Origin of the sequence: Mycobacterium numidiamassiliense (assembly GCF_900157365.1) — a bacterium.
Classification (GTDB): Bacteria; Actinomycetota; Actinomycetes; order Mycobacteriales; family Mycobacteriaceae; genus Mycobacterium; species Mycobacterium numidiamassiliense.
The window spans coordinates 664,721-686,871 of sequence record NZ_FUEZ01000003.1; the positions used below are offsets into that span (position 1 = coordinate 664,721).

The 22,151-nt window shown below is 68.9% G+C and carries 20 protein-coding genes; 9 read left to right on the forward strand and 11 right to left on the reverse strand.

Annotated elements, in window-relative coordinates; genetic code table 11:
- Nucleotides 1-18: 18 nt before the first annotated feature.
- The 4 genes from usfY to MNAB215_RS02980 all read right to left on the reverse strand — a co-directional run bounded on the left by usfY (nucleotide 19) and on the right by MNAB215_RS02980 (nucleotide 2,702).
- Nucleotides 19-330, reverse strand: coding sequence for a protein UsfY (gene usfY / locus MNAB215_RS02965; protein WP_077077386.1), 312 nt, complete (start codon nucleotides 328-330; stop codon nucleotides 19-21).
- Nucleotides 331-395: 65 nt separating this feature from the next.
- Nucleotides 396-779 carry a hypothetical protein gene (locus MNAB215_RS02970; RefSeq protein WP_077077387.1) on the reverse strand — a complete coding sequence of 128 codons (384 nt, stop codon included), beginning with the start codon at nucleotides 777-779 and terminating at the stop codon, nucleotides 396-398.
- 94 nt (nucleotides 780-873) lie between these two features.
- On the reverse strand, nucleotides 874-2,196 hold the full coding sequence (lat, locus tag MNAB215_RS02975) for an L-lysine 6-transaminase (protein ID WP_077078367.1): 1,323 nt from the start codon (nucleotides 2,194-2,196) through the stop codon (nucleotides 874-876).
- A gap of 53 nt (nucleotides 2,197-2,249) precedes the next feature.
- Nucleotides 2,250-2,702: an Lrp/AsnC family transcriptional regulator gene (locus MNAB215_RS02980; RefSeq protein WP_077077388.1), complete on the reverse strand. Its 453-nt coding sequence runs from the start codon at nucleotides 2,700-2,702 to the stop codon at nucleotides 2,250-2,252.
- Between the two features lie 30 nt (nucleotides 2,703-2,732).
- On the opposite strand from MNAB215_RS02980, the gene hglS reads away from it, so the two are divergent.
- From hglS to MNAB215_RS29380, 7 genes are all read left to right on the forward strand, one after another.
- On the forward strand, nucleotides 2,733-3,980 hold the full coding sequence (gene hglS / locus MNAB215_RS02985; RefSeq protein ID WP_077077389.1) for a 2-oxoadipate dioxygenase/decarboxylase: 1,248 nt from the start codon (nucleotides 2,733-2,735) through the stop codon (nucleotides 3,978-3,980).
- Nucleotides 3,977-5,509 carry an L-piperidine-6-carboxylate dehydrogenase gene (gene amaB, locus MNAB215_RS02990; protein ID WP_425436389.1) on the forward strand — a complete coding sequence of 511 codons (1,533 nt, stop codon included), beginning with the start codon at nucleotides 3,977-3,979 and terminating at the stop codon, nucleotides 5,507-5,509. The genes hglS and amaB overlap by 4 nt, the downstream gene beginning before the upstream one ends.
- A 46-nt stretch (nucleotides 5,510-5,555) precedes the next feature.
- Nucleotides 5,556-6,230: a TetR/AcrR family transcriptional regulator gene (locus MNAB215_RS02995; protein WP_077077390.1), complete on the forward strand. Its 675-nt coding sequence runs from the start codon at nucleotides 5,556-5,558 to the stop codon at nucleotides 6,228-6,230.
- A gap of 61 nt (nucleotides 6,231-6,291) precedes the next feature.
- Nucleotides 6,292-10,872 carry an ATP-dependent helicase gene (locus MNAB215_RS03000; RefSeq protein WP_077077391.1) on the forward strand — a complete coding sequence of 1,527 codons (4,581 nt, stop codon included), beginning with the start codon at nucleotides 6,292-6,294 and terminating at the stop codon, nucleotides 10,870-10,872.
- A gap of 3 nt (nucleotides 10,873-10,875) precedes the next feature.
- On the forward strand, nucleotides 10,876-11,631 hold the full coding sequence (nei2, locus tag MNAB215_RS03005) for an endonuclease VIII Nei2 (RefSeq protein ID WP_077077392.1): 756 nt from the start codon (nucleotides 10,876-10,878) through the stop codon (nucleotides 11,629-11,631).
- Between the two features lie 67 nt (nucleotides 11,632-11,698).
- Nucleotides 11,699-12,022 (forward strand): DUF732 domain-containing protein, encoded by a 324-nt coding sequence (locus MNAB215_RS03010; RefSeq protein ID WP_077077393.1) that lies wholly within the window; start codon nucleotides 11,699-11,701, stop codon nucleotides 12,020-12,022.
- A gap of 62 nt (nucleotides 12,023-12,084) precedes the next feature.
- Nucleotides 12,085-12,357, forward strand: coding sequence for a hypothetical protein (locus MNAB215_RS29380; protein WP_131829077.1), 273 nt, complete (start codon nucleotides 12,085-12,087; stop codon nucleotides 12,355-12,357).
- A 9-nt stretch (nucleotides 12,358-12,366) separates the two neighbouring features.
- Here MNAB215_RS29380 and MNAB215_RS03015 read toward each other — a convergent pair whose 3' ends face one another.
- Complete coding sequence (locus tag MNAB215_RS03015) at nucleotides 12,367-13,533, reverse strand: PPE family protein (protein ID WP_077077394.1); 1,167 nt, start codon at nucleotides 13,531-13,533, stop codon at nucleotides 12,367-12,369.
- 113 nt (nucleotides 13,534-13,646) lie between these two features.
- Nucleotides 13,647-14,564 carry an extracellular catalytic domain type 1 short-chain-length polyhydroxyalkanoate depolymerase gene (locus tag MNAB215_RS03020; protein ID WP_077077395.1) on the reverse strand — a complete coding sequence of 306 codons (918 nt, stop codon included), beginning with the start codon at nucleotides 14,562-14,564 and terminating at the stop codon, nucleotides 13,647-13,649.
- Between the two features lie 203 nt (nucleotides 14,565-14,767).
- Between MNAB215_RS03020 and MNAB215_RS03025 the strand changes: the two genes are divergently transcribed.
- Complete coding sequence (locus MNAB215_RS03025) at nucleotides 14,768-15,187, forward strand: DUF732 domain-containing protein (protein ID WP_077077396.1); 420 nt, start codon at nucleotides 14,768-14,770, stop codon at nucleotides 15,185-15,187.
- Here the strand turns inward: MNAB215_RS03025 and MNAB215_RS03030 are convergent.
- Genes MNAB215_RS03030 through MNAB215_RS03040 form a run of 3 tightly spaced genes read right to left on the reverse strand, consistent with a single transcriptional unit; the run spans nucleotide 15,157 to nucleotide 19,219 of the window.
- On the reverse strand, nucleotides 15,157-16,044 hold the full coding sequence (locus tag MNAB215_RS03030) for a pseudouridine synthase (protein ID WP_077077397.1): 888 nt from the start codon (nucleotides 16,042-16,044) through the stop codon (nucleotides 15,157-15,159). The two genes, MNAB215_RS03025 and MNAB215_RS03030, sit on opposite strands and share 31 nt — an antisense overlap.
- A 7-nt stretch (nucleotides 16,045-16,051) precedes the next feature.
- Nucleotides 16,052-17,776 (reverse strand): glycerol-3-phosphate dehydrogenase/oxidase, encoded by a 1,725-nt coding sequence (locus tag MNAB215_RS03035; RefSeq protein WP_245830116.1) that lies wholly within the window; start codon nucleotides 17,774-17,776, stop codon nucleotides 16,052-16,054.
- Nucleotides 17,777-17,803: 27 nt separating this feature from the next.
- The gene (locus MNAB215_RS03040; RefSeq protein WP_077077398.1) at nucleotides 17,804-19,219 is read right to left on the reverse strand and encodes an NAD(P)H-quinone dehydrogenase; all 1,416 of its coding nucleotides are present in this window, start codon (nucleotides 19,217-19,219) and stop codon (nucleotides 17,804-17,806) included.
- 91 nt (nucleotides 19,220-19,310) lie between these two features.
- On the opposite strand from MNAB215_RS03040, the gene MNAB215_RS03045 reads away from it, so the two are divergent.
- Nucleotides 19,311-19,796 carry a gamma-glutamylcyclotransferase family protein gene (locus tag MNAB215_RS03045; protein WP_077077399.1) on the forward strand — a complete coding sequence of 162 codons (486 nt, stop codon included), beginning with the start codon at nucleotides 19,311-19,313 and terminating at the stop codon, nucleotides 19,794-19,796.
- Here MNAB215_RS03045 and MNAB215_RS03050 read toward each other — a convergent pair.
- The gene (locus MNAB215_RS03050) at nucleotides 19,787-20,968 is read right to left on the reverse strand and encodes a M20 family metallopeptidase (RefSeq protein WP_077077400.1); all 1,182 of its coding nucleotides are present in this window, start codon (nucleotides 20,966-20,968) and stop codon (nucleotides 19,787-19,789) included. The genes MNAB215_RS03045 and MNAB215_RS03050 overlap by 10 nt on opposite strands.
- On the reverse strand, nucleotides 20,965-22,149 hold the full coding sequence (locus MNAB215_RS03055) for a M20 family metallopeptidase (protein WP_077077401.1): 1,185 nt from the start codon (nucleotides 22,147-22,149) through the stop codon (nucleotides 20,965-20,967). The genes MNAB215_RS03050 and MNAB215_RS03055 overlap by 4 nt, the downstream gene beginning before the upstream one ends.
- Nucleotides 22,150-22,151 lie beyond the last annotated feature (2 nt).

Below are 22,151 nucleotides of genomic sequence, written 5' to 3' on the forward strand. Positions count from 1 at the left end.
AAGTGGATAACCCCCGAATTAACTTGCCGGCCGCTGCCTCGGTATTTCGGGATGCTCGGCGGACCATCGCTCGAAGATTGCGCGTATTCGCCGGTGCTCAACGGCCAGCCACACCAGGCCAGCCACCGTGACCACGACCGCCGTCACGCCCGCGGTCATGCCCTCGTGTTGATGTCCGCTGCCGAACGCCGCCAGGCTCGCGCAGACTCCGACCACGCCCGCCACCACCAAGAGGTAGCCGGGCCAGTGCAGGACGTCGATCAGCGATTCGCCGGCGAGTGGACGCGTGGTTCGCAGATGGTCGACGGGGTCGTGGTAGGTGTCTCCCATGGCTGCTCCTAACGGAGATCGTCACCATCCACGGTAGAACTGTCCGACCGCGTTAGCCAGACCCGTCACAGCCCAAGCGCCGGGCCGGCAATCGGCGCAACGCCCAGGGAGACGGTCATGATCATGAGCGTCAACAAAAACCAGCCCGCGCCATGCCATCCCCACCACGTGCCCTCGTCGCGCCAGACGCGGTAGGTGCGCACGAACGCCCAAAGCCCGGCCGCCAGCAGGATCAGTGGACCGCCGAACGCCAGCAATATCCGCTGCGGCGTGCCGCAGGCCGCCGTGTCGACGCCCGTGCCGGGACACGTGCTGACCCACAGCGCCGCCACGATGATGAATCCCACACCCGTGATCGCGGCGAGCATCGCAAAGCGGATGGCCGCGCGGACCTCACTGTCTTCCTGGCCCAGGTGGTCGCCACGCGACCGCTCATCTGCTTTCGGCATCGGTGAACCTCATATTCCGGCTAATTGACCGCACTGAACATTTCGTTCGCTGCGTCGCATTAGTTACCGGTTATCGAATTTTCAATTGGATACCCTAGGCCGCGGCCATCAAAGCGGAACGGACAGCAGAAATTGCGATGTCGATTTCGGCGCGGGAAACGGTCAGCGCGGGACGAAACCGAACGCCCTCGTTCCCGGCGGGCAGCACAATCACGCCGCTCTGCCACAGCCGGCCGATCAACTCGTCGCGCTCGGCGCTGGTGGGCAGGCTGAACGCACACATCAGCCCGCGCCCGCGCGGATCGAGCACCCGCGCCGGGAAGTCCTGGGCCAGCTCGTCGAGCCGGGCGCGCAGGTGGTGTCCGTGTTCGGCGGCGCGGTCGAACAGTTCGTCGGCCTCGATCACCTCGAGAATGCGGCGCGCACGCACCATGTCGGTCAGGTTGCCGCCCCACGTCGAGTTGATCCGCGACGAGACGGCGAAAACGTTGTCGTCGACCTCGTCGACCCGCCGGCCGGCCATCACGCCGCACACCTGTGTCTTCTTGCCGAACGCCACTACATCGGGTTGCACACCCAATTGCTGGTAGGCCCAAGCGGTTCCGGTCGATCCGCAGCCGGTCTGCACTTCGTCGAAGATCAGCAGGGCGTGGTATTCGTCGCACAGCTCGCGCATCGCCGCGAAGAATTGCGGCCGGAAGTGCCGGTCGCCACCCTCGCCCTGGATCGGCTCGGCGATGAAGCAGGCGATGTCGTTCGGATACGCCTCGAATGCCGCGCGGGCCTGGCGCAACGACTCGGCTTCCAGCGCCTGCATGGCCCGCTCGTCGGCGCCCGGCCGGACGAAGGGCGCGTCGATGCGCGGCCAGTCGAACTTCGGGAAGCGGGCCACGGTGACCGGCTTGGTGTTGGTCAGCGACAGCGTGTAGCCGCTACGTCCATGGAACGCGCCGCGCAGGTGCAGCACCCGGGTGCCGAGTTCGGGGTCGATGCCGCGCTTCTCGTTGTGCCGACTCTTCCAGTCGAAGGCGACCTTGAGCGCGTTCTCCACCCCCAGTGCGCCGCCGTCGACGAAAAACAGATGCGGCAGCTCGGGGTCGCCCAGCACGCGGGCGAACGTCTCGACGAAGCCGGCCATCGCCACGGTGTAGACGTCGGCGTTGCTCGGCTTGTTCAGCGCGGCGGCCACGAGCTCGGCGCGGAATTCGTCGTCGTCGGCGAGCGCCGGATGGTTCATCCCCAGCGCCGAGGAGGCGAAGAAGGTGAACATATCGAGGTAGCGCCGGCCGTCCCGGGCGTCGACCAGATACGAACCGCTCGACCTGGGCAGGTCCAGCACCAGGTCGAAGCCGTCGACCAGCATGCTGCGGGACAGCACCTCACGGACCGCGTGGACTTCCGACAGAACAGCAGTCATGCCGTCCACGATACCGTAGTTTTTACGGAATCATGACGTTAACACAGGAAACATTATGGTATGTATTGCCTGTCACTGTAAAAAGTGTTGAGGATGATGGTACTGCGGGTCTGGACGTTGGCCGCTGTCCGGATCCGTTGCAGCAAGTCTTCGAGCGCCCGGGCCGACTCCACACGCACCAGCAGGACGTAGCTTTCCTCGCCGGCCACCGAGTGGCACGCCTCGATCTCCTCGATGTGTTCCAGACGGGTGGGCGCATCATCGGGCTGAGAGGGATCAAGAGGAGTGATGGCCACGAACGCCGACAACAGGTGCCCGACCGCCTCGGGCTTGACCCGCGCGGAATATCCCGACACCACGCCGCGCGCCTCCAGCCGGCGCACTCTTGACTGGACCGCCGAGACCGACAGCCCGGCGCTCGCCGCAAGTTCGGCCAGCGTCGCGCGCCCGTCGGCGACCAGCTGGCGCACCAGGATCCGGTCGATGTCGTCGAGCGCGTCACTCATGGGCGGAGACTATCTCAGGCAGGCCGCACCGTGAGCCGGACCAAGCGGCTGGTCACCTGGCAGCTGCGTGCCCAATTCGCCGCCGGGCTGTCGGCCATGTATGCCGGCGAGGTGCCCGCCTACGGCACGCTGGTCGAGGTAACCCAGCAGGTCAATTCCGACTACGTGGCCGCCAATCCGGGTGCCGAGCGCCTCGGCTCGGTGGCGCGGGTCACCGCGGAACGACACGGCGCCATCCGGGTGGGCAGCCCGGCCGAGTTGGCCGCCGTCGCCGACCTGTTCGCCGCGTTCGGCATGCTGCCGGTCGGCTTCTACGACCTGCGAACGGCGCGCTCCCCCATTCCCGTGGTGTCGACCGCCTTTCGCCCGGTCGACGCAACCGAGTTGGCGCGCAACCCTTTTCGGGTGTTCACCTCGATGCTGGCCACCCGCGATCCGCGCTACTTCAATCCCGATCTGAGTAGCCGGGTACAGACCTTCCTGGCGCGCCGCCAGCTGTTCGACCCCGCGCTGCTCGCCCGGGCCCGGATCATCGCCGCCGAAGGCGCCTGCGATGCCGAGGAGGCGCATGCTTTCGTCGCGGCCGCTGTGACCGCCTTCGCGCTGTCGCGCGAGCCGATCAACAAATCCTGGTACGACGAGTTGTCCCGCGTGTCGGCGGTGGCCGCCGACATCGCCGGGGTCGGCTCCACCCACATCAACCACCTGACGCCGCGCGTCCTGGACATCGACGAGCTGTACCGGCGGATGGCCGAGCGCGGCATCACCATGATCGACGCCATCCAGGGCCCGCCCCGCACCGATGGGCCCGCAGTCCTGTTGCGCCAGACATCATTTCGCGCCCTCGACGAGGCCTGCCTGTTCCGCGGCAGGGACGGCGGCCTGAGCTCGGGAACCCTGCGGGTGCGCTTCGGTGAGGTCGAGGCGCGCGGCGTCGCGCTGACCCCGCGCGGCCGCCAGTGCTACGACGCCGCGATGGCATCCGATGACCCGGCCCGCGATTGGGGCGACTACTTCCCGTCGACCGACCAGGAGATGGCGGCCCAAGGGCTGGCCTACTACCGCGGCGGAGATCCCACGGCGCCCATCGTCTACGAAGACTTCCTGCCGGCGTCGGCGGCGGGTATTTTCCGGTCCAACCTGGATCGTGATACCCGAGCTTCGGATGGAGCCGACGATTCCGGTTACGACGCGCAATGGCTGGCCGGCGCGATCGGGCACGATATTCACGACCCCTACGCGCTCTACGCAGCGCTCGCCGAGGAGGCATCGCGGTGAACACCGACGACTTGCGCGCCCGGGTACGTCACGCGCTGAAGGCCATCCACCCAAACGACACGGCCGGCGCCGCCCTCGGCGAGCCGGGCGGGCACGGACTGCCCGCCAGCACACCGATCACCGGCGAGGTCCTGTTCACCGTCGAGCAGGCCACGCCCGAGCAAGCCGATCACACGATCGCCCTTGCCGCCCAGGCGTTTTCGGTGTGGCGTAAAACTCCGGCCCCGGTGCGCGGCGCGCTGGTGGCGCGCCTCGGCGAGCTGCTCACCGCGCACAAGGCCGACCTCGCGACGCTGGTCACCGTGGAGGTCGGCAAGATCACCTCCGAAGCGCTGGGCGAAGTGCAGGAGATGATCGACATCTGCCAGTTCGCCGTCGGTCTGTCCCGCCAGCTCTACGGGCGGACCATCGCGTCGGAGCGCCCGGCGCATCGGCTCCTCGAGACCTGGCACCCGCTCGGTGTCGTCGGAGTGATCACCGCGTTCAACTTCCCGGTGGCGGTCTGGGCGTGGAACACCGCGATCGCACTGGTGTGCGGCGACACCGTGGTGTGGAAGCCCTCGGAGCTGACGCCGTTGACGGCGCTGGCCTGCCAGGCGCTGATCGAGCGGGCCGCCGCCGACGTCGGCGCACCGCCCGGGGTGAGCGGCCTGGTGCTGGGCGACCGCGACCTGGGCGAGCGTCTGGTCGACGACGCCCGGATCGAGCTGTTGTCCGCGACCGGCTCGGTGCGGATGGGCCGCCAGGTCGGTCCCCGCGTCGCCGCGCGCTTCGGGCGGGTGCTGCTGGAGCTGGGCGGCAACAACGCGGCGATCGTGACGCCGTCGGCCGACCTGGACCTCGCGGTGCGGGCCATCGTGTTCGCCGCGGCGGGCACGGCGGGTCAGCGCTGCACCAGCCTGCGCCGGCTGATCGTGCATCGCTCGGTGGCCGACGAGGTCGCGCAGCGCGTGGCCGCCGCGTGCCGGCAACTGCCGGTTGGCGACCCCTCGACGCCGGGAACGCTGATCGGGCCGCTCATTCACGAGACCGCTTACCGGGACATGGTGGGCGCGTTGGAGCAGGCGCGCGCCGAGGGCGGCGAGGTGGCTGGCGGCGACCGCCAACACCCCGGAGCCGCAGACCATCCCGGCGCCTACTATGTGGCGCCCGCCGTGGTCCGGATGCCCACACAGACCGACATCGTCGCGGCCGAAACATTCGCGCCGATCCTGTATGTGCTGACCTACGACGACCTGGACGAGGCGATCGCGCTCAACAATGATGTGCCACAAGGACTTTCGTCGGCGATCTTCACCAACGACCTGCGGGAGGCCGAGCGCTTCCTCGCCGAATCAGATTGCGGCATCGCCAATGTGAACATCGGCACGTCGGGCGCGGAGATCGGTGGCGCGTTCGGCGGCGAGAAGGAAACCGGCGGCGGACGGGAATCCGGTTCGGACGCATGGAAGGCCTACATGCGCCGAAGTACCAACACCGTCAATTATTCCAACGAATTACCACTGGCCCAAGGCGTGGAGTTCGGATGAACGCGGGCTGGCGTTCGTCTTAATCGACGTGAGTAATATCTGTCACATGCCGACAGCCAGAAGGCGTCTGTCTCCCGAGGACCGACGCGCCGAGCTGCTCGCTTTGGGGGCAGAGGTCTTTGGGAAACGACCCTACGACGAGGTCCGCATCGACGAGATAGCCGAGCGGGCCGGGGTCTCCCGCGCCCTGATGTATCACTACTTCCCGGACAAGCGCGCGTTCTTCGCCGCGGTGGTCAAGGACGAGGCCGACCGCCTCTACGAGGCCACCAACAAGGAGCCCGTCACCGGCCTGACCATGTTCGAAGAGGCGCGGATGGGCGTGCTGGCCTACATGGCCTACCACGAGCAGAACCCGGAGGCCGCCTGGGCGGCCTACGTCGGCCTGGGCCGATCCGACCCGGTTCTGCTGGGGGTCGAGGACGACGCCAAGAACCGCCAGCTCGAGCTCATCATGACGCGGATCAACGAGGTGGTAGCCAAGGTTCCCGGGCAGAAGGCGCTGGAAGCCGATGTCGAGCGGGACCTGCGGGTCATCATCAACGGCTGGATCGCGTTCACCTTCGAGCTGTGCCGCCAGCGCATCATCGACCCGACCACCAACGCCGAGCGGATGGCCGACGCGTGCGCGCACACGCTGCTGGACGCGATCACCCGGATGCCCGAGATCCCGGCCGAACTGTCCCACGCGATGGCGACCGCAAGGCACCAACCGCAGTAGCCGGCGGCCGTCGCTCGACGCTGCTCGACATTGTGTCGGTGGCTATTGGCACCATGGCTAGGTGAGCCGCAAACCTGCCGAGTCCCCCGCTGGGTCCGGCGACGCGCTGGGCCGGTTCAGCGCGGTCACCCGTGAGTGGTTCACCAGCACCTTCCCCGCGCCGACCGCCGCGCAGGGCGCGGCCTGGGATGCGATCGCCGACGGCAACAACACGCTGGTCATCGCGCCGACCGGTTCGGGCAAGACGCTGGCCGCCTTCTTGTGGGCGCTGGACAGCCTGGCCCGTACCGCCGACCGTCCCGCCGGCACCCGCGTGCTCTACGTGTCGCCGCTCAAGGCGCTGGCCGTCGACGTCGAGCGCAACCTGCGCACCCCGCTGGCCGGGCTCACCCGCATCGCCGAGCGCCGCGGCCTGCCGCCGCCCGAGATCAGCGTCGGGGTGCGTTCCGGGGACACCCCGCCCGCGCAGCGCCGCCAGCTCATCGCCCATCCACCCGACGTGCTGATCACCACCCCGGAATCGCTGTTCCTGATGCTGACCTCGGCCGCGCGCGAGACCCTGACCGGCGTGCAGACGGTGATCGTCGACGAGATCCACGCCATCGCCGGCGGCAAGCGCGGCGCGCACCTGGCCCTGTCGCTCGAGCGCCTCCAGGATCTGTCACAAGAGCTCCGCGGGGACCGGCCCGCACAGCGCATCGGGCTGTCGGCGACGGTTCGTCCGCCCGAGGAGCTGGCGCGCTTCCTGTCCGGCCAGGCCCCGACCACCATCGTGGCCCCGCAGTCGGCCAAGTCCTTTGAGCTCAGCGTGCAAGTGCCGGTTCCCGATATGGCCAACCTGGCGAACAACAGCATCTGGCCCGACGTCGAGGCGCGGCTGGTCGACCTGATCGAAGCGCACGGCTCGACAATCGTTTTCGCCAATTCGCGACGACTGGCAGAGCGACTGACCGCACGGCTCAACGAGATTCACGCCGAGCGTTGCGGCACCGCGACGTCGCTGGACGCCAACCCGCAGGTGCCGGGTGGGGCGCCGGCACACATCATGGGCAGCGGCCAGACGCTGGGCGCCGATCCGGTATTGGCGCGCGCCCACCACGGTTCGGTCAGCAAGGAGCAGCGCGCCCTGGTCGAAGAGGACCTCAAGCGCGGCCTGCTCAAGGCGGTGGTGGCGACGTCGAGCCTGGAACTGGGTATCGACATGGGCGCCGTCGATCTGGTGATCCAGGTCGAGGCGCCGCCGTCGGTGGCCAGCGGCCTGCAGCGCATCGGCCGGGCCGGCCACCAGGTCGGCGAGGTCTCGCGTGGCGTGCTGTTCCCCAAGCACCGCACCGACCTGATCGGCTGCGCGGTGACGGTGCAACGCATGCTGGCCGGCCAGATCGAGACGATGCGGGTGCCGGCCAACCCGCTCGACATCCTGGCCCAGCAGACCGTGGCGGCGGCCGCGCTGGGGCCACTCGACGCCGACCGATGGTTCGACACCGTGCGGCGAGCCGCCCCGTTCGCGACGCTGCCCCGCAGCGTCTACGAGGCCACCCTGGATCTGCTGAGCGGCAAGTACCCGTCCACCGAATTCGCCGAGTTGCGACCACGTTTGGTGTACGACCGTGACGCAGGCACGCTGACCGCGCGGCCCGGCGCGCAACGGCTGGCGGTGACCTCCGGCGGCGCCATCCCCGACCGCGGGCAGTTCACCGTGTACCTGGCCACCGAGGCCGAAAAGCCCTCGCGGGTAGGCGAACTGGACGAAGAGATGGTCTACGAATCGCGCCCCGGCGACGTGATCTCGCTGGGTGCCACCAGTTGGCGAATCACCGAGATCACCCACGACCGGGTGCTGGTGATCCCCGCGCCCGGCCAGCCGGCCCGGCTGCCGTTTTGGCGCGGCGACGACGCAGGCCGTCCCGCCGAGCTGGGCGCCGCACTGGGCGCGTTCACCGGGGAGCTGTCCAGCCTTGACCGTGACGCATTCGACAAGCGTTGTGCGGCTTTGGGTTTCGACGCATATGCGGTTGACAACCTGTGGGGGTTGCTCGAAGAGCAGCGAACCACGGCCGGGGTGGTACCCACCGACAGCACGCTGTTGGTGGAGCGGTTCCGCGACGAACTCGGCGATTGGCGGGTGATTCTGCACTCGCCGTATGGGCTGCGGGTGCACGGACCGCTCGCGCTGGCGGTGGGTCGCCGACTGCTCGAACGCTACGGAATCGACGAGAAGCCGACCGCCTCCGACGACGGCATCGTGGTGCGGCTGCCCGACACCCTGGAAGACGCTCCGCCGGGCGCCGAGTTGTTCGTCTTCGAGGCCGACGAGATCGACCCCATCGTCACCGCCGAAGTGGGCGGTTCGGCGCTGTTCGCGTCGCGATTCCGGGAGTGCGCGGCCCGCGCGCTGCTGCTGCCCCGCCGTCAGCCCGGCCGTCGCTCGCCGCTGTGGCAGCAGCGCCAGCGCGCCGCGCAGCTGCTGGAGGTGGCCCGCAGGTATCCCGATTTCCCTGTGGTGCTGGAGACCATCCGCGAATGCCTGCAGGACGTCTACGACGTCCCCGCCCTGGCCGAGCTGATGTCCGGCATCGCCACGCGCCGGATTCGGGTGCTCGAGACCGAGACAACCCGGCCGTCCCCCTTCGCGGCCTCGCTGCTGTTCGGCTATGTCGGCGCGTTCATGTACGAGGGCGACACACCGCTGGCCGAACGCCGCGCCGCCGCGCTGTCGCTGGACAGCACGCTGCTGGCCGAACTGCTCGGCCGGGTCGAGCTGCGCGAGCTGCTCGACCCGGACGTCATCGCCGCCACCGGCCGCCAGCTGCAGCACCTGTCGGCCGACCGGGCCGCGCGCGACGCCGAGGCGGTCGCCGACCTGCTGCGGCTGCTGGGCCCGCTGACCGAAGAGGAAGTGGCGGCCCGGGCCGCTGTCGCCGATGTCGGCGGCTGGCTGGAAGGGCTGCGCGCCGCCAGGCGCGCGCTGACCGTGTCGTTCGCCGGGCGCAGCTGGTGGGTGGCCATCGAGGACATCGGCCGGCTGCGTGACGGGGTCGGGGTAGCGGTTCCGGTGGGCGTGCCGACCGCCTACACCGAGCAGGTCGCCGACCCGCTGGGCGAGCTGCTGGGCCGCTACGCCCGCACGCGCACGCCGTTCACGACGGCCGACGCCGCGACCCGTTTCGGCCTGGGCCTGCGGGTGACGGCCGACGTGCTGGGCCGATTGGCCGGCCCCGGAACTTCAGGAGGCCGGCTGGTGCGCGGCGATTTCGTCGCCGAGACGACGGGCGGGCCCGGGGCCGAGCAGTGGTGCGACGCGGACGTCCTGCGCATCCTGCGGCGCCGCTCGCTGGCGGCGCTGCGGGCTCAGGTCGAGCCGGTGAGCACCGCCGCCTACGGCCGCTTCCTGCCGGCCTGGCACGGAATCTCGTCCGGCCACGCGGGGCTGGACGGACTGATGTCGGTCATCGATCAGCTGGCCGGCGTACGAATCCCGGCATCGGCCCTCGAACCGCTGGTGCTCTCGCCGCGGGTCCGGGACTATTCACCCGCCATGCTCGACGAGCTGCTGGCGACCGGGGAGGTCACCTGGTCGGGCGCCGGGTCGATCTCGGGCAGCGACGGCTGGATCGCGCTGCACGCAAGCGATTCCGCGCCGTTGACGCTCGGCACACCCACCGAGATCGATTTCACCGACACGCATCGGGCGATCCTGGACACGCTGGCCGGCGGCGGCGGGTACTTCTTCCGCCAGCTGACGCCCGGTGACCTCTCCGATGCCGGGCTCAAAGACGCGCTGTGGGAACTGATCTGGGCCGGCTGGGTCACCGGAGACACGTTCGCTCCGGTGCGTGCCGCCCTGGCCGGCACCGGCAGCCGCAGGCGCTCCGCCCCGGCACACCGGGGACGCCGGCCGCCGCGGCTGAGCCGCTACAGCGTCGCGCACGCCCAGCACCGCAGCGTCGACCCGACCGTGGCGGGGCGATGGTCAGCCCTGCCTACCCCAGAGCCGGATTCCACCGTGCGGGCCCACTACCAGGCCGAGCTGCTGTTGAACCGGCACGGCGTGCTGACCAGGGGCGCGGTGGGCTCCGAAGGCGTGCCGGGCGGCTTCGCCACCCTCTATAAGGTGCTGAGCACCTTCGAGGAGGCCGGCCGGTGTCAGCGGGGCTACTTCGTCGAGTCGTTGGGCGGCGCCCAGTTCGCGGTCGCATCCACCGTCGACCGGCTGCGCAGCTACCTCGACGGGGTAGATCCGGAGCGACCCGAGTACTCCGCCGTCGTGCTGGCCGCCGCCGATCCGGCCAACCCCTACGGCGCGGCTTTGTCCTGGCCGGCCTCCAGCGCCGAGAGCCCCGGCGCCCGCCCGGGCCGCAAGGCCGGCGCGCTCGTCGTGCTGGTGGACGGCGAACTGGCCTGGTTCCTCGAGCGGGGTGGACGGTCGTTGCTGACCTTCACCGACGACCCCGCGGCCCAGCACAGCGCCGCCGTGGCGCTGGCCGACCTGGTCGGGGCGGGACGCGTCGCCGCCATCCTGGTCGAGCGCATCGACGGGGTGCCGGCCCTGCAGCCGTCGGCCGGTGGGCCGAGTCCGGTCACCGCGGCGTTGTCCGAGGCCGGCTTTATGCGCACTCCGCGCGGAATGCGGCTTCGGTGAACGATGCCTGAGGGCGACACCGTCTGGCACACCGCCGCCACGCTGCGCGACCATCTCGCCGGGCTCACCCTGACCCGCTGCGATATCCGGGTCCCGCAATTTGCCACCGTCGACCTCACCGGGCAGACGGTCGACGAGGTGTTCAGCCGCGGAAAGCATTTGTTCATGCGAGTGGGGCGGGCCAGCATTCATTCCCATCTGAAAATGGACGGCAGCTGGCGGGTCGGCAAGCGTCCGGTACCGGTCGATCATCGCGCGCGAATCATCTTGGAAGCAGACACCATTCGCGCCGTCGGGGTCGACCTTGGGGTGCTGGAGATCCTCGACCGCGGTCATGACGCCGATGCCGTGGCGCACCTGGGTCCCGATCTGCTCGGCCCGGATTGGGACGCCGATACGGCCGCCGCGAATCTGGCCGCGCAGCCGGACCGGCCCATCGCCGAGGCGCTGTTGGACCAACGGGTGCTGGCCGGGGTCGGCAATGTCTATTGCAATGAATTGTGTTTCGTCACTGGACATCTGCCCACCGCGCCGGTGAGCGCGATCAGCGATCCGCGGCGCCTGGTCTCGCGCGCCCGCGACATGTTGTGGATCAACCGGTTTCGCTGGAACCGCTGCACCACCGGCGACACCCGCGCGGGCCGGCAGCTGTGGGTCTACGGACGAGCCGGCCAGACTTGCCGTCGCTGCGGCACCCGCATCGCCTACGACGACACCGCCGAGCGGGTGGCGTACTGGTGCCCGGCGTGCCAAGTCTGAGTGAACAGGGCTTTCGGATGCCCGAAGGTTTTCACCACGACGGTTGCCGACATGCGATGATCGCAAGATGACGGCCCAACGAAGCGCGTTCGCCCACGGCTTTGCCCTGGTCGTGGCGCTGCTGGGGCTGGCGGGGGCCGGAATTGGGACCGCGCGCGCCGACGCGGTCGACGACAAATTCCTGGCGGCACTGAAATCCCACGGCATCAATTTCGACTCGCCGCAATCGGCGATCGTCGCCGGGCATCAGGTCTGCGACGAGCTTGACCTCGGCAGACAGAAGCCCGACGTCGCGCAGGAAGTCATGCAGAACAGCAACCTGGACAGCTATAAAGCCGGGTACTTGGTCGGCGTCAGCGTCGCCGCGTTCTGCCCCAGGAACAGCGGGTAACCTGCCGTTAATCGTGGCGCAACGCGATCTGCAATCCCTGCTCGTACAGTCGGTCCTCAACCATGAGCAGAGTTATCACGAAACTTTTCACCGCCGCGCTCGTCTGCGGCGCCGCGGTGAGTACAGCAAGCCCCGCCAGTGCCGACCCCAGCGTCTTCGGCAACCTCAGCTGCAGCTGCGAGCAACCGGGTTTGGACGGCGACATCGCCGTCTGGGACCAGATGAATCTGGGAATCCAGCGTGGTCTGGAAGACTTGCACGCCAACCAAGCCCGGCGCAATCTTCCGTCCAGCAACTACGCGCCCGCAGTCTTGACAGGCAACTACCTGCGCTGAGCGGACCGCTCAGCCCGCCGACGGCGGCGGTTGTACCACCGAGCCCTTGAGCTCCTTGCCGACCTCGAGGTCGTCGTACTGGTTCGGTTTGCGTTTACGCCAACCGCTGCCCGGCGACACCGGCGGCGGCATCAGCGGCGGCAGCATGGGGAACCCGGCGGGGGCCGCGGGCAGCGGCGATGCCGCCGACGCGAGTTGTACCGCCGGCGCCGGCGCCGCGGGCAACAGCCCCACCACCGCGGGGGGCACCGACAACTTGCCCACTGTGAGTGCGTTGCCCAGCGCCGCCGTGGGCGCGGGTGCCGCCCCGACCGTGCTGGCCAACCTGGCCACCGCACCGCCTAGCGATGCTTCGCCCTCGGACAGCCCCTTGCCGATCTCGCCCAACCCCTGGAACGCCTGAGCCTGGGTGTTCTGCGCAATATAGCTGAGCATGTTGATCGGGAACCCGGACGAAATGAACTGGTTGGCGTACTGATTCGCCAACCCGATGTAACCCGTCGTGGGGTCCGCGACACCGACGTTGATCGGATTGGAGGCGGCGGCGAGGGGTGCGTTACTGGACGCATTCGGAGCGTTGGAGACCGCATTGGTGGTCGCGGACCCGGTGGCGTTGGACACCGCCTTGGTCTGTGCGGCCGTCCCCGTCGGGTTGGTGGTCGCCGACGGCGACGCGAACTGCGTCATCTGCGTCGTGGCCTGTTGCGAGGTCGCCTGGTAGCGAACCATCGCCGCCGAGTTGTTGGCCCACATCGCCTGGTATTCCTGCTCGGTCTCGGCGATCGCGGGCAGGTTGATCCCAAACACGTTGGTAGCCAACAACTGCATCAGCCGGGTCCGGTTGGCCAGCACCACCGAGGGATGAACCACGGATGCCTGGGTGGAACTGAATGCCGCGGCGGCGACCTCGGCCGCGGCGGCCGTCTGCTGGGTCTGCACCGCGGTGGTGTTCAACCACACCACGTAGGGCGCGGCGGCCTGAGCCATCGCCAACGCGGACGCACCATGCCAGGACCCGGCCAGCGAGGCCAGCACCGAGCGATAAATCTCCGCGGTGTCTTCCAGGTTGGTGGTGAGGTCTTGCCACGCAGCGGCAGCTTCGACCAGAGACCCCGCGCCCGGTCCGGCGTAGATCAGCGCCGAGGTGACCTCGGGTGGCAATGCTATGAAATCCATGGCATCTCACATTGGCGATCGTGGGAAAACTTTTGGCACATTGCGTTCAGTTAGCCGAAAAATACCCTGGAACATTCCGCTTCGATGGCGCAATTTCAAATCTCCCCCGCAGCCTAGTCGCGGGCGTGCGCAAGGAAAAACTGTGCGATGGCTTCCGAGCCGTCCAGCGCACGTGTGGTGGGCCCGATGATCGCCTTCGGCAGGTACTGCTTGCCACCCGGCCAGGTATGCCCGCCGTTGTCGACCTGGTAGAAAACCACTTCGGTGGACGCCGCGCAGTCGGTGGAATCGAAGCGATGCACGACGGTGCCGTCGCCGACGTTGGACAGCACCTGTGACGTCGGGTTGCCATGGCATCCATCGGCCGATCGCCAGATGTCCACCATGGCGGTGGCCGAGATGGAATGGCTCAGGCCGCCGCGACCGCGCACGGCTCCACCCTTGTACGGCACCAGCGGATCGGCGGTGCCGTGCGCCTCCCAGACCGACACCGGCCGCGACGGCTTGCACGCCACGCCCACACCCAGGGTGCCGGCCACCGGCGCGATCGCTGAGAACACATCCGCGCGATCGCAGCCCAATCTGTTGGACATGAACCCGCCGTTGGACATTCCGGTGACGAAGACGTGTCCGGGGGCGATGTTGTAGTCGTTCTGCAGCTTGGCGGCCAGTGCCGCCAGGAAGCCGACATCGTCGATGTGGTGGCGGTCGGCCGGCGACGCCCCGCGCCCGTCGGCCCAGCTCTTGTCGTAGCCGTCGGGATAGACCACCAGCAGGTTGTGAGCGTCGGCGACGGCGTCGAAGTCGGTCAGCCCGCGCTGTCCGTTTCCGGTGCCGCCGCCGCCGTGCAAACTGAGCACCAGGCCGACGGGATCGCCGTGTGGCAGATGCATCGTGTAGGTCCGGTTCATGCTCCCGGAACGAAACGTCCCGGACAGATCGCGAGGCGCGGCCGCCGATACATGCCGCATGCCACAGCCGGCCAGACACGCCGCCAGCACGGCCAGCGATAGCCATCGTCGGTACGGCATGGGCGTCAAAATTACCGATCGGGCTTTCGGATCCAACGGGAAGGGCGGGTCAAGAGTGACGGCTCGCACAACCCAGCGTCAAGTTGCGTTAGTAGCAATCTCGGCGTTCATTAAATCCCCCCGAGAATTAACCTTTTGGTCACGTCCAGCGCGGACTTTAATGTCATTAAACGGCCGCAATTTTGTTTCACGGGAGTATCGGAATGACTAGTACCCGTATCCACAACAAGCACGGCGCCGTGCTGTCGCTGGCCGCTGCCAGCGTGATATCCCTCGCGGGCCTATTCGGCCTGCTCGCAACCGCCCCAGTCGCGCGCGCCGACGCGAGCGACGACAAGTTCTTGGCCCTGCTGAAGAAGGACGACATCAACCACACGTCCACCCCGGCCGCGATCGCGGCGGGCCGCAAGGTCTGCGAGTACCTCGACACGGGCATGAATTTGACCAACGTGGAACAAGACGTCGAGAACAGCAGTGGCCTGCCCGACTACGACACCGGCTTCTTCGTCGGCGCGGCGATCAAGGCGTACTGCCCGCAGTTCATGCCCGACGTCAGGTCCCTGCCGACGGCTCCGCCGCCGTCTCCCGGGGATCAGCCGTCGCCGCCGCCGCAGAACTCCTGAGGTAGCCGCCGGCAACTGACGAACTCGCGACGCGCCCCGGAGATCGGGTCGTCGAACGCGATGCGCTGCGCGAGCAATTGCAGCGGAGTGCTGAAGTCGTCGACGGGTACGTCAATCACACTGGGGTACAACGGGTCTCCGTAAATCGGCAGACCGAGCGATGCCATGTGCAGCCGTAGTTGATGCGTGCGCCCAGTGCCTGGCGTCAGCCGGTACACGCCGTCCGGGGAGACTAGTTCCACCAACGTCTCGGCGTTGGGCGCGCCGGGCTCGCTGACGGCCTGCAGGTGGCCGCGGCGCTTGACGATGCGGCTGCGAACCACTCGCGGCAGCGCGCACGCCGGGTCGACGGCGGCACGCGCCAGGTAGGTCTTGTGCACCACGCCCCGGGCGAACAGCGTCTGGTAGGCGCCGCGCAGCTCGCGTCGGGTGGTGAACAGCAACACGCCCGCGGTCAGCCGGTCGAGCCGGTGGGCCGGGCTGAGCTCGGGCAGGTCCAGTTGAACGCGCAGCCGCACCAGCGCGGTCTGGGCGACGTGGCGCCCACGCGGCATGGTGGCAAGAAAATGCGGCTTGTCGACCACCACGATGTCGGCGTCTCGATGCAGCACCGGGATTTCAAACGGGACGGGCACTTCTTCCGGCAGATCGCGGTAGAGATACACGCTGGACCCGGCGGGCAGCACCGTCGCGTCATCGACCGCCACGCCGTCGGCGTCGACGACTTCCCCGGTCAGCACCTTGGCCCGGGCCGGCTCGCCGAATCGGGCGGTCAGCTCGGCCAGCACCGGCCCGCCGTGTAGCCGCACCCGGGCGGGCCCTAATCCGTCGCGAACCGGAAGCGGCGCGGGTCTCATTTCCCGCTCAAGTCAGCGGTACCGGCTCGAGTATCTCGGCGCGCGCCTCGGGCGCGCTGGCGCGCAACTCGTCGGCCGACACGTCGTCGGGCTGAGCCTGTGACAGGATCTCGGCCTCCACCCGCGCGGTGTAGTTGGCGACCTCTCGACTGACGTCCTCGGCCGTCCAGCCGAGCACCGGAGCGACGACCTCGGCCACCTCCCGGGCGCAGTCGACGCCGCGGTGCGAATACTCGATGGAGATCCGCATGCGCCGGGCCAGGATGTCCTCCAGATGCAACGCCCCCTCGGCGGAAACGGCATACAGGGCTTCGACTTTCAGGTAACCCGGCGCCTCCTTGATCGGGGTCAGCAGCTCGGGCCGGTCGGCCGCCAGGGCCAGCACGTCGTCCATCAGCGACCCGTAGCGGTCCAGCAGATGGCGCACCCGGTACGGGTGCAGGCCGACCATTTCGCCGACGTGCTCGACCTGGTTGATCAGCGCGAAGTAGCCGTCGGCGCCCAGCAGGCTCACCTTCTCGGTGATCGACGGCGCGACCCGGGCCGGGATGAACTGCACCGCGGTGTCGATCGCGTCGGCGGCCATCACCCGGTAGGTGGTGTACTTCCCGCCGGCGATGGCGACCAGACCCGGCGCGGGCACCGCGACGGCGTGTTCCCGGGACAGCTTCGAGGTTTCCTCGCTCTCCCCGGCCAGCAGCGGCCGCAGCCCCGCGTACACCCCGTCGATGTCGGCGTGCGTCAACGGCGTGGCCAGCACGGTGTTGACGGTGGTGAGGATGTAGTCGATGTCGGCCTTGGTGGCCGCGGGATGGGCCAGGTCGAGATTCCAGTCCGTGTCGGTGGTGCCGATGATCCAGTGGCTGCCCCACGGGATGACGAACATCACCGACTTCGCGGTGCGCAGGATGATCGCGACGTCGCTGACGATGCGGTCGCGCGGCACGACGACGTGCACGCCCTTTGACGCGCGGACCTGAAACCGGCCGCGCTGCTTGGACAATGCCTGGATTTCGTCGGTCCAGACCCCGGTCGCATTCACCACCACGTGGCCGCGGACCTCGGTGATCGAGCCGTCCTCGGAGTCACGCACCCGCACGCCGATCACCCGGTCGCCCTCACGCAGCAACGCCACCACCTGGGTGGAACAGCGCAGCACCGCGCCGTAGTGCGCCGCGGTGCGCGCGACCGTCATGGTGTGCCTGGCGTCGTCAACGACGGTGTCGTAGTAGCGGATTCCGCCGATCAACGAACTGCGCTTCAGCCCGGGGCTCAGCCGCAGCGCGCCCGCGCGGGTCAAATGCTTTTGCGCCGGAACGGATTTCGCGCCGCCAAGGCTGTCGTAGAGGAAGATGCCCGCGGCGGTGTAAGGGCGCTCCCACCACCGATGGGTGAGCGGAAACAGGAACGGCATCGGCTTGACCAGATGGGGCGCCAGCCGGGTCAGCGAAAGCTCACGCTCGTGCAGCGCCTCGCGTACCAGCCCGAATTCGAGTTGCTCGAGGTAACGCAGCCCGCCGTGGAACATCTTCGACGAGCGGCTCGACGTACCCGAAGCGAGATCACGAGCTTCGACCAACGCCACCTTGAGGCCGCGGGTGGCCGCATCCAGCGCGCACCCGGAACCCACCACACCACCGCCGATGACGACGACGTCGAACTGCTCGGTGCCGAGTCGCTCCCAGGCCGCCGCGCGTTGTTCCGGGCCCAAGATGGAAATCGGATCAGTCACTCTCAGGACCTCCTCACAGGGGAAACGCTAGTCCAGATCGTCGTGCGCCATCAGGCGGCGAGCGGCCTCGGTGATCGATCCGGACAGCGACGGATAGACCGACAGCGTCTGCGCCAACTCGTTGACGGTGATGCGGTTTTGCACGGCGACGGCGATCGGCAAGATCAGCTCGGACGCGATCGGCGCCACCACTACGCCGCCGATCACCACGCCGGTTGATTTGCGGCAGAACATCTTCACGAAGCCCTGCCGCAGGCCCGACATCTTGGCCCTGGCATTGGTCCGCAGCGGTAGCGTGACCGTGCGGGCCGGCACCGAGCCGTCGTCGATCATCGATTGCGGCACTCCGACGGCGGCGATCTCGGGCCGGGTGAACACCGTCGCGGCGACGGTGCGCAACCGGATGGGGCTGACCCCCTCGCCCAGCGCGTGATACATCGCGATCCGCCCCTGCATGGCCGCGACCGACGCCAGCGGAAGCAGACCCGTGCAGTCGCCGGCGGCGTAGATGCCGGGCACCGAGGTCCGCGACACCCGGTCCACGGTCAGGTAATTGCCGCGGCCCAGCTCGATCCCGACGCGTTCCAGGCCAAGGCCGCTGGTGTTGGGGACCGATCCGATGGTCATCAGGGCGTGGCTGCCCTCGACGGTGCGGCCGTCGGTCATCGTCACCAGCACTCCGCTGTCGGTGCGGACGACCGATTCGGCGCGGGCGTTCTTCACGAGTTCGACGCCGCGCTCGGCGAACGCCTCTTCCAGGACCAGTGCGGCGTCGGCATCCTCGTAGGGCAGCACCCGGTCGCGGCTGGCCGCCACGGTCACCGGCACACCCAGCTCGGTGTAGGCGTGCACGAACTCCGCACCGGTGACCCCGGAGCCCACCACGATGAGGTGCTCGGGCAGCGCCTCGAGGTCGTAGAGCTGGCGCCAGGTGAGGATGCGCTCACCGTCGGGCTTTGCCGACGGCAGGATGCGCGGGCTGGCCCCGGTGGCGATCAGCACCACGTCGGCGTCGTACTCGGTGGTGCTGCCGTCGGCGGCGGTCGCCCGCACCCGGTGATGCGCCAGGCCGGGAGTGGAGTCAACCAGCTCGCCGCGCCCTGCGACCAACGTCACACCCTCGCTGCGCAGCTGGGCGGCGATATCGGCGGACTGCTGCGTGGCCAACAGCTTGACCCGGGCATGGATCCGCGGCAGCGAGATCTTCGCGTCGTCGATGTCGATATCGAACCCCAGCCGCGGCGCCCGGCGCAGTTCGGTGCGCAGCCAGGTCGAGGCGATGAACGTCTTGGACGGCACGCAGTCGTCCAGCACAGCGGCGCCGCCGGCGCCTTCGGCCTCGATCACGGTCACGCGGGTCGTGTCGGGATGGGAGGTGGCGGCCACCAGGGCGGCTTCGTAACCGGCAGGGCCTCCACCGAGGATCACGATGCGGGTCACCACAGCCCTAACCTAGCGGGAGCCGGACCCCCGGCGCAGCGCGGCGAGCGCCAGCCTGGGGGTCGGGTGCGCGTCCGGCGTTTAAGCTTTCCCCGTGCCGCTCTACGCTGCCTACGGGTCGAACATGCATCCCGACCAGATGATGCAGCGTGCACCCCACTCGCCGATGGCGGGAACCGGCTGGTTGCCGGGGTGGCGACTGACCTTCGGCGGCGAGGACATCGGCTGGGAAGGGGCACTGGCCACCGTCGTCGAGGACCCGCTGGCCAAGGTGTTCGTCGTGCTCTACGACATGACGCCGGCCGACGAGATGAACCTGGATCAGTGGGAGGGCTCGGAGTTCGGCGTCCACAAAAAGATCAGATGCCGGGTGCAGCGGCTGTCGTCGGACACCGACACCGATCCGGTGCTGGCGTGGCTGTACGTGCTGGACGCCTGGGAGGGCGGACTGCCGTCGGCGCGGTATCTGGGTGTCATGGCGGACGCCGCCGAAATCGCCGGCGCCCCAGCCGATTACGTCCACGACCTGCGGACCCGCCCGGCCCGTAACATCGGCCCGGGGACGTCCGCTCAGGACTGATGGGCCGCGTGCGCCGACTGCTCGATGACGTTGACCATGACGCGCAGTCCGACCGCCAGGGCCCGTTCGTCGAGGTCGAAGGTCGGCTGGTGCAGGTCCAGCTGCTGACCCTGGCCCGACCACACGCCCAACCGCGCCATGGCGCCGGGAATCTCCTCCAGGTACCAGGAGAAGTCCTCGCCGCCGCCGGACTGCCGGGTGTCGGCCAGCGCATCGGGGCTGACGGCCTCGATCGCGTGGGTGAGGATGTGGGTCGAGACCTCTTCGTTGACCACCGGCGGCACGCCGCGCCGGTATTGCAGCGTGTGTTCGATCTCCAGCGGTGAGAGCAGCCCGGTCACGGATCCGCGGATGATCTCCTCGAGGGAGATCCAGGTCTGCCGGCTGGCGGTGCGCACGGTCCCGGCCAGCACACCGGTCTGCGGAATGGCGTTGGGGGCCACACCGGCGTTGACCGCACCCCACACCAGCACGGTGCTGTTGCGCGGATCGATGCGGCGGGACAGCACGCCGGGCAGCCCGGTGATCAGGGTGCCCAGACCGTAGACCAGGTCGGCGGTCAGGTGCGGCCGCGAGGTGTGCCCGCCGGGCGAATACAGCGTGATCTCCAGCTGATCGGCCGCCGACGTGATGGGGCCTTGCCGGACCGCGACCTTGCCCACCTCCAGCCGCGGGTCGCAGTGCATGGCGAAAATCCGCGACACACCGGTCAATGCCCCGGCGGCAATGGCGTCGATCGCGCCGCCCGGCATCAGTTCCTCCGCGGCCTGGAAGATCAACCGCACCCCGACCGGCAGCTCGGGCACCGAAGCCAACGTCAGCGCGGTGCCCAGCAGGATCGCCGTGTGCGCGTCATGCCCGCAGGCATGCGCAACGTTCGGCATTGTCGACGCGTAGGGTGCGCCGGTCCGCTCGGCCATCGGTAGCGCATCCATGTCGGCCCGCAGCGCAACCCTGGGCTCGTCGTCCGGCCCGAAATCACAGGTGAGCCCGGTACCGGCCGGCAGCACCTTCGGGTTCAGGCCGGCATCGGCCAACCGCTCGGCGACGAACTGGGTAGTGGCGTATTCCTGGCGGCCGAGCTCCGGGTAGCGGTGGATATGCCGGCGCCAGTCGACCAGATCTTCGTAATGGGCGGCCAACCAGGCGTCGGCGTGGGCGGCGAGGCTCATGCGCCGGCCCGCCGTTCGTAGGCGGCCAGTACCCGGTCGCGTTGCTCGGGCGTCGAGGCGAGGCCGACCACCGTGCGCGCCAGCATGATCGCGCCGTCGAGCACCGCGCGGTCGCCGCTGGGACTCGCGGCGGCCGCGGCGAACCCGCGCTGGTGGACGGTGGCCCCGCCGGCATCGACCCCGATGATCGGATGGATCCCCGGCAGCACCTGCGTCACGTTGCCCATATCGGTGCTGCCCATCGGCAGCCCGGCCTCGACCTCGGGCCCCACCGGCTGTCGCCCGAGCCGCTGCATCTCGCTGCGGCAGACCTCGGCCAGCCACGGGTCGGGCCTGAGCTCCGCGTATGCCGGTGCGGGCTCGTCGATTTCGTACTCGCAGCCGGTGGCCAGCGCACCCGCGGCGAAGCACGCGTACATCCTGCCCTCCAGCTCTCGCAGCGAATCCGATTCGATTGCCCGCATCGCGTACTGCAGCGTCGCGTGCCCGGGGATGACATTGACCGCCTGCCCGCCGACGGTGACGATGCCGTGCATCATCTGCCCCGGCGCCAGTTGCTGGCGCAGCAGCCCGATGGCCACCTGCGCGACGGTCACGGCGTCGGCGGCATTGATCCCCAGATACGGCGCGACGGCGGCGTGGGACTCCTTGCCGCGGTATTGCACGACCGCTTCGGACAACGCCAGTGAGCGGGCCGCGGCGATGTCCGTCGGCCCGGGGTGCACCATCACCGCCGCCGCGATGTCGTCGAACACCCCGGCGCGCAGCAGCAGTTCCTTACCGCCACCGGCCTCCTCGGCGGGGGTGCCCACCAGCGCCACCGTCAGGCCCTGCTCGTCGGCCACCTCCGCCAGCGCCAGCGCGGTCCCGACCGCGGACGCGGCGATGATGTTGTGGCCGCAGGCGTGCCCGATCTCGGGCAACGCGTCGTACTCGGCGCAGATCCCGACCACCAGCGGTCCGCTGCCGAAGTCGGCCCGGAAGGCGGTGTCCAGACCGCCGGCGTGCTCGGTGATCTCGAAGCCGCGCTCGGCCACCAGGGCCTGCGCCTTGGCGCAGCTGCGATGCTCGGCGAAGGCCAGCTCAGGCTCGGCGTGGATGGCATGCGACAACTCGACAAGATCGGCACCACGCCGCCTTACCGCGTCCTCGACGCGGTCCAAAGCGGTGAGTGTGGGCATCC

Excerpts from the sequence above, each read along its gene's own strand:
- MNAB215_RS03030 (WP_077077397.1), bottom strand. The coding sequence starts at position 16,044 with ATGAGACCCGCGCCGCTTCCGGTTCGCGACGGATTAGGGCCCGCCCGG.
- MNAB215_RS03015 (WP_077077394.1), bottom strand. The coding sequence starts at position 13,533 with ATGGATTTCATAGCATTGCCACCCGAGGTCACCTCGGCGCTGATCTAC.
- MNAB215_RS02970 (WP_077077387.1), bottom strand. The coding sequence starts at position 779 with ATGCCGAAAGCAGATGAGCGGTCGCGTGGCGACCACCTGGGCCAGGAA.
- MNAB215_RS03050 (WP_077077400.1), bottom strand. The coding sequence starts at position 20,968 with ATGAGCCTCGCCGCCCACGCCGACGCCTGGTTGGCCGCCCATTACGAA.
- lat (WP_077078367.1), bottom strand. The coding sequence starts at position 2,196 with ATGACTGCTGTTCTGTCGGAAGTCCACGCGGTCCGTGAGGTGCTGTCC.
- MNAB215_RS03055 (WP_077077401.1), bottom strand. The coding sequence starts at position 22,149 with ATGCCCACACTCACCGCTTTGGACCGCGTCGAGGACGCGGTAAGGCGG.
- MNAB215_RS02980 (WP_077077388.1), bottom strand. The coding sequence starts at position 2,702 with ATGAGTGACGCGCTCGACGACATCGACCGGATCCTGGTGCGCCAGCTG.
- MNAB215_RS03025 (WP_077077396.1), top strand. The coding sequence starts at position 14,768 with ATGACTAGTACCCGTATCCACAACAAGCACGGCGCCGTGCTGTCGCTG.
- MNAB215_RS03010 (WP_077077393.1), top strand. The coding sequence starts at position 11,699 with ATGACGGCCCAACGAAGCGCGTTCGCCCACGGCTTTGCCCTGGTCGTG.
- nei2 (WP_077077392.1), top strand. The coding sequence starts at position 10,876 with ATGCCTGAGGGCGACACCGTCTGGCACACCGCCGCCACGCTGCGCGAC.
- MNAB215_RS29380 (WP_131829077.1), top strand. The coding sequence starts at position 12,085 with ATGAGCAGAGTTATCACGAAACTTTTCACCGCCGCGCTCGTCTGCGGC.
- MNAB215_RS03020 (WP_077077395.1), bottom strand. The coding sequence starts at position 14,564 with ATGCCGTACCGACGATGGCTATCGCTGGCCGTGCTGGCGGCGTGTCTG.
- MNAB215_RS02995 (WP_077077390.1), top strand. The coding sequence starts at position 5,556 with ATGCCGACAGCCAGAAGGCGTCTGTCTCCCGAGGACCGACGCGCCGAG.
- usfY (WP_077077386.1), bottom strand. The coding sequence starts at position 330 with ATGGGAGACACCTACCACGACCCCGTCGACCATCTGCGAACCACGCGT.